Genomic DNA, 4,065 nt, shown 5'->3' with positions numbered 1-4,065 from the left:
GACCGTGTACAGCAGGGCTGCGTGCAGCCGCTCCTCGCTGGTGGCGGGCCCCGTGCGGAGCAGGAAGACCCCGGGCAGCAGCTGCTGCCAGGGGCCGCCGGGGCGGCAGCGCTCCCCGGCGGCGGGTCCGGACACACCGTGGTCGCGCAGCTGACGTGCTGTCATGACACGGTGACGGACGTCGGAGAGGTGGTGCAGGGGGCGCGGGGAGAGAGGAGTGTCGGAGTTCATGCCGGCCACGTTCCCGCGTCCGCGGCGGGCCCTAACCCGGTGTTACAGCCCCGTCGACATTTCCGGACAACGCTGCCCTAAAGTACGGGTGTTCGACCGCATCCCCTGCTCCTGGACAGCCGCCCGCCCGGCCGGAACGGCGGCGCCCCGGCCGCGGGACCACCCCGCGGCCGGACCGTACCCCGTATGCAGCGGACTCAGTCCGCGGCGCCGTCGCACTCCTGCGCCCGCAGCGCGCGGGCGAGGTCGTCCCGCGCCTCCAGCACGAGCCGCCGCAGCGCCGCGGGAGAGCCCTCGTGCGCGGCGAGCCACGCGTCCGCCGCGTCCAGCGTCCCCCGGTCGTCCTGAAGGGCCGGGAAGAGCCCCCGCACGACGGCCATGGCGTACTCGATGGACCGCTCGCGCCAGATGTCCTCGATCACCGCGAAGTAGCGCTCGGCGTACGGCGCGAGGAGCTCCCGCTGCCCGGCCTGGTCGAAGCCCGCGATGGTGGCCTCGGCCAGGGCGTTGGAGAGCTTGTCGGAGGCGACGACGGTCCGCCACGCCTCCTCCTTGACCTCGGCGGAGGGCCGGGAGGCCAGGCAGCGGACGCGGTGGCGCTCACCGGAGGCGGTGTTGTCGCGGGCGAGCTCCGCGCCGATCGCCGCCTCGTCGGCCGCGCCCTGCGCCGCCGACGCGGCCAGGAACGCCCAGCGCAGCTCCTGGTCCACCTCCAGCCCGTCGATCTTCGCGGTCCCGTCCAGCAGGCCGCGCAGCAGCTGCAGGTCGGAGGGGGACGAAGCGAGCTGGGCGAAGAAGCGCGCCCACGCCAGCTGGTGGCCGCTGCCGGGCTCCGCGAGCCGCAGCTCGCGCAGCGCGCCCGCGGCGAGCACCCGGCCGCCCTCCTCGCGCCACGCGGGAGCCGCGTAGTGCACCAGGGCCGTGCGCGCCCACGCCTGCAGCATCTGCAGCACGCCGACCTCGCTCTCGGCGCCCGCGAACCGCTCCACGAGGGAGAGGAAGTCCCGGGAGGGCATCAGCCCGTCGCGGGTGAGGTTCCACAGCGCCGACCAGCACAGGGCGCGCGCGAGCGGGTCCGTGAGGTCGCCGAGGTGGGCGCGCAGCGTCGCCAGCGAGCCCTCGTCGAAGCGGACCTTGCAGTACGTCAGGTCCTCGTCGTTGACCAGGATCAGCTCCGGGCGCTCGGCCCCGGCCAGGCCGGCCACGACCGTGCGCGGGCCGGCGACGTCGGCCTCGGTGCGGGCGTAGCGCACCAGCGCGCCGCCGGCGTCGCGGCGGTAGAGGCCCACGGCCACGCGGTGCGGGCGCAGCTCGGGGTGCTCGGGCGAGGCCTCCTGAAGGATCGCGAGCTCGGTGATCCGGTCGGCGGCGTCGTAGGTGGCGAGCGGCGTGAGGGAGTTGACGCCCGCGGTCTGCAGCCAGGAGCGCGCCCAGGCGCCCATGTCCCGGCCGGAGGTCTCCTCCAGCACCTCCAGCAGGTCGGTCAGGCGCGTGTTGCCGAAGGCGTGCCGCTTGAAGTAGCGCCGGGCGCCCTCCAGGAAGGCGTCACGGCCCGCGTAGGCGACGAGCTGCTTGAGGACGGAGGCGCCCTTGGCGTAGGTGATGCCGTCGAAGTTGAGCTTGGCCTCCTCCAGGTCGTGGATGTCGGCCGTGACCGGGTGCGTGGAGGGCAGCTGGTCGGCGCGGTACGCCCACGCCTTGCGCCGGTTGGCGAAGGTGATCCAGCCGTTGGTGAAGCGGGTCGCCTCCACCATCGAGAAGGTCCCCATGAAGTCGGCGAAGGACTCCTTCAGCCACAGGTCGTCCCACCACTCCATGGTGACCAGGTCGCCGAACCACATGTGCGCCATCTCGTGCAGGATGACGTTGGCCCGGCCCTCGTAGGACGTCTGCGTCACCTTGCCGCGGAAGACGAACTCCTCGCGGAAGGTCACCAGGCCCGGGTTCTCCATCGCGCCGAGGTTGTACTCGGGCACGAACGCCTGGTCGTACTTCCCGAACGGGTACGGGTAGTCGAAGTTGTCGTGGAAGAAGTCCAGGCCCTGCTTGGTGACGGTGAAGATGTCGTCCGCGTCGAAGTGCCGGGCCAGGCCCTTGCGGCACAGCGCGCCCAGCGGGATCTCCAGGACGGTGCCGTCGGGCAGCGTGCGGCTGTAGTGGTCGCGGACCACGTGGTACGGGCCGGCGACGACCGCCGTGATGTACGTGGAGATCGGCAGCGTCTCGGCGAACCGCCAGGTGGCGGCGGACGGCGCGACGGGCTCGGGCTCGCCGGCCTGCGCGCCGTTGCCCAGCACCGTCCAGCCGGCGGGCGCGGTCACCGAGAGGGCGAAGGGCGCCTTGAGGTCGGGCTGCTCGAAGCCCGCGAAGACGCGGCGGGCGTCGGCCGGCTCGTACTGGGTGTAGAGGTAGACCTCGCCGTCCTCGGGGTCCTCGAAGCGGTGCAGGCCCTCGCCGGTCCGGCTGTACGCGCACTGCGCGTCCACGACCAGGACGTTCTCGGCGGCCAGGTCCGCGAGCGCGATCCGCGAGCCGTCGAAGACGGCGGCCGGGTCCAGGGCGCGGCCGTTCAGCGTCACGGCGGTCACGGCGGGCGCCAGCAGGTCCGCGAACGTCGCGGCCCCGGGCTCGGCGCAGCGGAAGCGCACCGTGGTGACCGACCGGAACGTCCGGTGCTCCTGTCCCGCCCCCACCGCGGACCGCAGGTCGAGGGCCACCTCGTAGGCGTCCACGGCCAGCAGCCGGGCCCGCTCACGGGCCTCCTCACGGGTCAGGTTCTCACCGGGCACGTCGGCACTCCTTCGGCTGGATGGTGTGTCTGTGGCAACAGCGGAATCATGGCACGGGGTGTTTTTGTTGAAACGGCGACCGAATGGCCCTTCTGAGGAGATCTACGTGACTGCCGTGGAGAAGACCCCCGCCGACTTCTGGTTCGACCCGCTGTGCCCCTGGGCCTGGATGACCTCGCGCTGGATGCTGGAGGTCGAGAAGGTCCGCCCGGTCGAGGTGCGCTGGCACGTCATGAGCCTGGCCGTCCTCAACGAGGACAAGCTCGACACGATGGACGAGCGCATGCGCACGATCATGCGGACCGAGGCGTGGGGCCCGGTCCGCGTGTGCATCGCGGCCGCGGCCAAGCACGGCGAGCAGGTCCTCGGCCCGCTCTACACGGCCCTCGGCACCCGCTTCCACAACCAGGGCCTGCCCCGGGACCACGAGACGATCGTCGCCGCCCTGGAAGAGGCGGGCCTGCCGGCCGAGCTCGCGGACGTCGCCCGCTCGGACGCCTTCGACGCCGAGCTGCGCGCCTCGCACGAGGAGGGCATCACCAAGGTCGGCCAGGACGTCGGCACGCCGATCATCGCGGTGCCGGGCGCGGACGGCGAGCAGATCGCCTTCTTCGGCCCCGTCGTCACGCCCGCCCCCAAGGGCGAGGCCGCGGCGCGGCTGTGGGACGGCACGCTGCTGGTCGCCTCGACGCCGGGCTTCTACGAGATCAAGCGGACCCGCACGAGCGGGCCGGTCTTCGACTAGGCGTACGCGCCCCGCAAGGGGCGCGGGACGATGTCACTCTGCGGCTCCGCCGCGTGGGCGCGACAAGCCCCCGCCGGCCCGCAGTGACCGGACGTCGGCGCGCGTGCATGTCTCCCCTCCCTTAATGTCCCGGTATGGGTCAGACCGATCTCACCCCGCCCCTGGGCTTCGACGGGGGCCGCGCAGAAGTGGACCCGCCGGCCGCGGGCCGCTTCGCCGAGCAGGCCGTACGCCCGTACGACCTGCTGCTGCGAGCCGGCTGCCAGGCCCTCGTCCCGCTGCGGTCCGCACTGGGCCTGC

2 protein-coding genes and 1 pseudogene are annotated in these 4,065 nt (G+C 73.0%); 1 reads left to right on the top strand and 2 read right to left on the bottom strand.

Annotation, left to right across the window (positions count from 1 at the left end; all coding sequences use genetic code 11):
• Both V7793_RS34395 and pepN read right to left on the bottom strand, forming a co-directional pair.
• Positions 1-231: pseudogene (locus V7793_RS34395) on the bottom strand (hypothetical protein); the annotation flags it as partial.
• Positions 232-428: 197 nt separating this feature from the next.
• Complete coding sequence (gene pepN / locus V7793_RS34390) at positions 429-3,020, bottom strand: aminopeptidase N (protein WP_336013629.1); 2,592 nt, start codon at positions 3,018-3,020, stop codon at positions 429-431.
• Positions 3,021-3,126: 106 nt separating this feature from the next.
• Between pepN and V7793_RS34385 the strand changes: the two genes are divergently transcribed.
• Entirely contained in the window at positions 3,127-3,765 is a 639-nt protein-coding gene (locus V7793_RS34385) for a DsbA family oxidoreductase (RefSeq protein ID WP_336013628.1), read from the top strand.
• Positions 3,766-4,065 lie beyond the last annotated feature (300 nt).

Origin of the sequence: Streptomyces sp. KLMMK (genome assembly GCF_036961605.1) — a bacterium.
GTDB lineage: Bacteria > Actinomycetota > Actinomycetes > Streptomycetales > Streptomycetaceae > Streptomyces > Streptomyces telluris.
This window is presented reverse-complemented; position numbering and strand designations above follow the sequence as displayed.